Here is a 7,221-nt window from a genome sequence, read left to right on the forward strand (position 1 = left end):
ACACGGATTTCTCCGTGTCTTCTTTAAATAGATGGTGGTCGATTCACAACTAATACATTATCTGCCTGTTGTTTTTCTAACAATCGTAGTAAATCAGCTCCATAAATACCTTCTGCATAATCCATTTCTGATTTATAAATCGGAATAAGATGTCTTATTCCTACTAAACAATCTCCAGTCCAAGTGGCAGAAATACTAGATTCCTTCAAACCTCTAGCTAAAAGATGGTCCATTTCTGTATATTCGGAAAGAATTGTTGCTGTTTTCCCTTCTACTGGGAACGTTGAATAGCTATCAATTTCAATGATATTTTTCCGAACATGATATCCAAACTCCATCATTAAACGTAACGGCCAATTTTTCTCAGGAAGTGTCCATTCCTCCTCAGAAGCGACCCAATCAAGTGGTAATTTCATTAACATTTCATATGCATCATTGTTCGTTATAAGAAGGGAGATACCGTTACTCACACCTAATGTCACTAAAACATAATACGGATGTTTTTTCGTTGGATAAATGATATTCCCACTAATTTGAATAGCCGGGTCGCTTTCTTCTAATAAATCGGTAAATTGTAACGCAATTGGTCCATATTCTTTTTCAAATGTTTGACGTATTGTTTCCGAATTAGACAGTTTCTTAAGTTTTTTAATTGGTTTAGATGGTACCTCACTTGCGGACATATCCACAACGGAAGGACGTTGAAAATCAATCACTTCCTGTACTTGTGCCGCTGTTAACTTTTCCTGTAAGGCGGCATAGCCATTTGCTTCCGCATACTGCCATTCGGCTTTATATACCGGTATCAGTTCATCGATACGAATTTCTTTCCCTTCTATAGGCAGACGTTGGATGTCCAAAACAGTAGGGGTCGAAATCAACATACAACTTAAATGGGTTTCAATGCCATATGGGTGAACTAACTCACCTTTATTAGGGACGATGACCCCACGTTCGGGGTGAACGTTTTCATTATGAGGGATGTTCGCTAATTCGACCAACCAATTAAGTGGCCATATTTTTTCTTTATCTGACCAATCTGCCCCGCCGTCAAGCCAATTTGCCGGCACTTTCATCATATTTTCCACATATAACAAATTGTAACCTAGTGCTTTATCACTCATACCCGTTGTAAATAATACATAGTAGGGATAGGCTGTTGACGGGGCAATAATATGCGCTTCAATTGGCACTTCCGAAGGAAATCTTTCACGATAGGTCATTTGAACAGGACCATACACCTCTTCAAACGCTGCACGAATGACCGCATGACTTGCCGGTTTTTCCTCTTCATATTGGTCCTCCTCTTCATAGCCATCACCCTCGTCTTCTTCTTTAGGCGTTGTACGCGGCACATGATCCTCTGGTAAGGTCGCATTATGGGCCTGAATGAGCGCTAAAATTTCCGTTTGATTTTGTTCTTTCGCCATCAACTCGGCATCTTTTCGTTCAAAATAGCGAATTGTCGTATCCACACCATGATCGATTAATAGTTGGACAACCTCTTTATTTCCAGAAAGAATGGCACTGAATAGGACATCCTTATAGGGATGAGGCGGTTCAAAATTCACATTAGCCCCACGTTTAAGAAGATACTTGACCATCTCATAATGTCCTTCTTGAGCAGCAATCGATAATGCTGTGCCTCCACGATTTTTATTTGCCACATTAACATCTAATCCAAAATCTATTAACCATTTTACTATTTCTAATTGATTTTCTCTCACTGCCAAATGTAACCAGCTACCTGTAACCACGTCTTCATAAAGGTGCGCTGGATTTCCTTTAATTAGTGTTTTAACTTCCTCTACATTACCTTCTATTATGGCGGCATAAATTTGTTTTGTAATAACTAATTCTGAATCGTTATTATGATTATTTTTCATTGTGTCCCTCTTTATTTTCAATAGATATTTGTCATTTATCTCCATTATACACAAAAAAACACGGGTTTCTCCGTGTCTTCTTTAAATAGATGGTGGTCGATTCACAACTAATACATTATCTGCCTGTTGTTTTTCTAAGCAGTGAATCAAATCCACACCATAAATCCCTTCCGCATAATTCATTTCTGATTCATAAATCGGAATGAGTTGATTAATTGAGATAAAAAACATTTCATTCACTTCACCAGAAACATCCTTTTCCCTCGGCTTCCTAGCTAAAAGATGGTCCATTTCTGTATATTCGGAAAGAATTGCTGCTACTTGTCCTTCTACTGGGAATGTTGTATAGGACTTAACTTTCAATTCATTTTTTCGAACATGATACCCATATTCCGCCATTAGACGCAGCGGCCAATTTTTCTCAGGAAGTGTCCATTCCTCTTCAGAAGCGACCCAATTAAGTGGTAGTTTCATCATCATTTCGTTTACCCTGATAACATGTGTATGGGGCTCTTTTATAGATAAATCATTACTAACACCAAGTGTGCAAACAACATAATACGGATGTTTTTTCGTTGGATAAATGATATTTCCACTAATTTGAATAGCCGGGTCGCTTTCTTCTAATAAACCGGTAAATTGTAACGCAATTGGTCCATATTCTTTTTCAAATGTCTGACGTATTGTTTCCGAATTAGACAGTTTCTTAAGTTTTTTAATTGGTTTAGATGGTACTTCGCTTGCGGACATATCCACAACGGAAGGACGTTGAAAATCAATCACTTCCTGTACTTGTGCCGCTGTTAATTTTTCTTGTAAAGCAGCATAGCCATTTGCTTCCGCATACTGCCACTCCGCTTTATATATCGGTACCAGTTCATCGATGCGAATGTCTTCGCCTTCTATAGACAGGCGTTGGATGTCTGAATCAGTAGGGGTCGAAATCAACATACAACTTAAATGGGTTTCAATGCCATACGGGTGAACTAACTCCCCTTTATTCGGAACGATGACCCCTCGATTCGGCTGAACGCTTTCATCATGCGGAATACACGCTAATTTAACTAACCAATTAATCGGCCATATTTTTTCTCGGTCTGTCCAGTCTACATCCCCGTCGAGCCAACCTGCCGGCACTTTCATCATATTTTCCACATATAACAGGTTATACCCAACGGCACGATCACTCATCCCTGTTGTAAATAAAACATAATACGGATGTTTGGTTGATGGGGCAATAATATGCGCCTGAATCGGTACCTCAGACGGGAAGTTTTGATAATAGGTCGTTTGAATCGGACCGTACATCTCTTCGAACGCCGCACGAATGACCGCATGACTAGATGGTTCTTCGTATTCTTCTTCCTCTTCATAATCCTCTTCCTCATCTTCATAGTCTTCCTCTTCATCGTAGACTTCTTTAGGCGTTGTACGAGGTACATGATCGTCTGGTAAAGTCGCATTATGGGCCTGAATGAGCGCTAAAATTTCCGTTTGATTTTGTTCTTTCGCCATCAACTCGGCATCTTTTCGTTCAAAATATAGAATCGTCGTATCTGCGCCATGGTCGATTAATAATTGCGCCATCTCTTTACTTCCTGCCAGAATAGCCCCGAATAATGGGTCTTGGTGAGGATGTTTTGGATTTTCAAAATAAATCTTGGCACCTAATTGGAACATTTCTTTAAACAAATCTACATGCCCTTCTGATATTGCATTTCTTATCGGTGTATGGCCATAATTTTTATCTTCTATATCAATGTCCATGCCCATTTCTATGAGCCATTTCACAATAGCTGATTGATTATACTCAGCTGCTAAATGTAAAACCGTTCCAACCGGTGTATAGGCATGAAAGATCTCTTCATTTTGATTGTATAGTTGTTGTAATGTTGCTAGGTCTCCATTTCTAATGGCTTTATTTACTTTTACGGTTAAATTTTCTTCTGTTTTATTTTCTTGCATATGTAGGCCCCCAATTTGTTTTTCTCACGAAAGAAATGGTATTTATTTGTTATTTATCCACATTATACACAAAAAAAACACTTATTTCTCCGTGTCTTTTTGTTAATAAAGTTTTTCTACAAACGAGGTAAAGGTGATAGAACACAACCGTGTGTGTTTTTCAAAGACAATTTTTGCTGTCTCATCATAGCTTTTCCCTAATCGTACAGCTAATGGTTTAAATGGCGATGCCCCTTCATGCAACCAATAAGCCACACCTACCGGTAAAGCATTTTTACTTTCCCTTGCATAAATAAGACCAAATAGGTTCCCAAAAGGATCACAGGCAAACGGCACAAATGGCGCCGGCATATGGTCGCCCATCCGTTTCACATAGTCCAATACATAATCCGCGCTTGCTGGATTAAAGGATAGTAAATCGCCCACAAAGAGTTCGATGCCGACACTTAAAAAATGTTGGTGCTCAAAACGGCCCCCGTTGATTGTACGGAAGAATTGAATAAAATCCTTAGGAAAGCGGACCTCTAACTGACGTTCAACCTCACGTAGGCCTTCTAAGGCATCTTTTTCCTCCGTTCGATAAATGCCTGTTTGCTCAATGTCTGAGCGATCCACCCTATATTTGGTTGGGTCAGGATCATGTGCCCACGTCGAACGACCTCCAGTGTGTACTACTAGATGCGCATAGGCATTGACTAACTGCATTTTCCCCGGTTCTTTGTGATGATGCCAAACTAAACCTTTTAGCTTCGGCGCACCCGCCGCTAAATCCTGTAGCTGCATCGGTGTAAAGCGGGAGGCAGGTATCGCTCCTGTTTCGAGTGCTTCCTTGAGTTGACGGAAACATTCTTCGAGCTGCACATCGCTTTCGCCTAAATAGAGTTCTTCGGGCAGTGTTGCGGTAAAGTATAAATTATTCCCCTCAAAAACAGGATGCCCATCTTCATACTCTACCGGTTCTGGAAGAAGCTTTTCAAAACCTGGCTCACTCGTACGAAGTAACGCCGCATAAGCCGCCTTTCTCTCTTCTTCAGCTTTTCTTCTTGCCTCTGATTCGGCCTTTTCGAGTGCTTCATATTCCTCATAAGTAATTAAATCTTTCGCAAACTCTGTAAAGTTTGCCGCTAAATAGCTTGTTGAGTGCTCACGTAAATGAGCAACAGCCTCCTCTTCCGTCAGGCCGTCATCCTCCATTAAATTTTCAATCGAATCGGAACCGTCATGCGTCCAATAGGCCACGGTTGGATTTTCAGGACCGTCTACGTAATCAAAACAGAAATAGTCACCACCAGGTGTTGCAGCAAAAGGGACTAATTCTGTTGGCATTCTTCCTTGTTCTACATAATTATCTTTCGCTACTTTAAATGTTGCTATATAAGGTGCATCCTTTGAAGGAATCGTTAATAACTGTGAAAAAGAAAGTCCATCCCACGTAACATTTTGCTCCAAATAGGCGCCAAAATAAGGGATTGCTTCATCAAGGAAATCTGCTGGCAGTTTCACTTGTAATTCTTCTTCTGCTTGTTTAATTTCTTGCGGTGTTGCGGGTTCTTTTACTTCGGACCAGTCAAATTGATTGAATATCATCGTTCTAAATCCCCTTTTATCTTCTCTATGTAATTGCTCTACTAATACAAAAAGAAACGTAATTTTCTTCGCCTCTTTTTTAAATAGACGGTGGTCGATTCACCACTAATACATGATCTGCCTGTTGTTTTTCTAACAACCGTAGTACATCAGCTGCATAAACCCCTTCCGCATAATCCATTTCAGATTCATAAATGGGGATAAGTTGATGTGCTACAATTAAAACTTTTTCTACAACTGTACCAGAAATAGAAAGTTCATTTGGTTCTCTTGCTAATAAATGGGTCATTTTTGTGTGATTCGATAAAATCTTTAATGCGTTCCCTTCAATAGGAAACGTTGTATAACGATAAATATCCTGCATGTTTTCACGTACGCTATATCCAAATTCCGCCATCATGCGTAGAGGCCAGTTTTTTTCAGGAAGTGTCCATTCTTCTTCAGAAGCGACCCAGTCTAAAGGCAATTTCATCATCATTTCATACGATCTATTGTGCGTCACATTTGGCGGGAGATGATTACTAACACCTAATGTGAAAACAACATAATATGGATGTTTTTTCGTTGGATAAATAATGTTTCCTGTAATCGTAAGCGTCGGATTTTCTACTTCTAATAAATTTGACATTTGAATGGCAATCGGCCCATACTCTTTTTCGAAATTCTCCCGTACTTTATCCGCATTTATTACTGCTTTCTTTATCTTTGCCACCACTTTTGAATTAGGCTGCCCATCGTCTACCGGCTTCTCCACAACGGCAGGTCGTTGAAAATCAATGACTTCCTGTACTTTTGAAGCTGCTAATTTTTCCTGTAAGGCTGCATAACCATTTGCTTCCGCATACTGCCATTCGGCTTTATATACCGGTATCAGTTCATCGATGCGGATGTCTTCGCCTTCTACTTGCAAGTGTTGAATATCTGAATCGGTAGGCGCTGAAATTAACATACAACTTAAATGGGTTTCAATGCCGTACGGGTCTGCTAAATCCCCTTTATTGGGGACGATGACCCCTCGATTCGGCTGAACGCTTTCATCATGCGGAATACACGCTAATTTAACTAACCAATTAATCGGCCATATTTTTTCTCGGTCTGTCCAGTCTACATCCCCGTCGAGCCAATCTGCCGGCACTTTCATCATATTTTCCACATATAACAGGTTATAGCCAACCGCGCGGTCACTCATCCCTGTTGTAAATAAAACATAATACGGATGTTTGGTTGATGGGGCAATAATATGAGTCTGAATGGGTACCTCAGACGGGAAGTTTTGATAATAGGTCGTTTGAATCGGACCGTACATCTCTTCGAAAGCCGCACGAATGACCGCATGACTAGATGGTTCTTCGTATTCATCTTCATAGTCTTCCTCATCTTCATAGTCTTCCTCTTCATCGTAGACTTCCTTAGGCGTTGTACGCGGCACATGATCGTCTGGTAAAGTCGCATTATGGGCCTGAATGAGCGCTAAAATTTCCGTTTGATTTTGTTCTTTCGCCATCAGCTCAGCATCTTTTCGTTCAAAATAACGAATTGTTGTGTCCACACCATGGTCGATTAATAGTTGAACGACCTCTTTATTTCCAGAAAGAATGGCACTGAATAGGACATCCTTATAGGGATGAGGGGACTCAAAATTTATCGTTGCCCCCTGTTGTAATAAATAGCGCACCATCTCATAATGTCCTTTTTCTGCAGCTGATACGATGGCTGTATCTTTATAAGGGAAGGATTCTTCATCGATATCCATTCCACTTTCCAGTAGCCATTTCACAATCGC

4 protein-coding genes are annotated in these 7,221 nt (G+C 40.2%); all 4 read right to left on the reverse strand.

Translation table 11 applies throughout. The annotated features are described in order from the left end of the window. Positions 1 to 23 precede the first annotated feature (23 nt). The gene (locus tag KSHG_RS07780) at positions 24 to 1,886 is read right to left on the reverse strand and encodes an ankyrin repeat domain-containing protein (RefSeq protein WP_010304363.1); all 1,863 of its coding nucleotides are present in this window, start codon (positions 1,884 to 1,886) and stop codon (positions 24 to 26) included. Positions 1,887 to 1,967: 81 nt separating this feature from the next. Next, complete coding sequence (locus tag KSHG_RS07785) at positions 1,968 to 3,851, reverse strand: suppressor of fused domain protein (protein WP_010304366.1); 1,884 nt, start codon at positions 3,849 to 3,851, stop codon at positions 1,968 to 1,970. Positions 3,852 to 3,953: 102 nt separating this feature from the next. Continuing rightward, positions 3,954 to 5,438 carry an SMI1/KNR4 family protein gene (locus KSHG_RS17465; protein WP_010304368.1) on the reverse strand — a complete coding sequence of 495 codons (1,485 nt, stop codon included), beginning with the start codon at positions 5,436 to 5,438 and terminating at the stop codon, positions 3,954 to 3,956. Between the two features lie 79 nt (positions 5,439 to 5,517). Further along, on the reverse strand, positions 5,518 to 7,221 hold a 1,704-nt coding region (locus KSHG_RS16450), incomplete at its 5' end, for a suppressor of fused domain protein (RefSeq protein WP_010304371.1).

The organism is Kurthia senegalensis (genome assembly GCF_000285595.1).
Taxonomy (GTDB): Bacteria; Bacillota; Bacilli; order Bacillales_A; family Planococcaceae; genus Kurthia; species Kurthia senegalensis.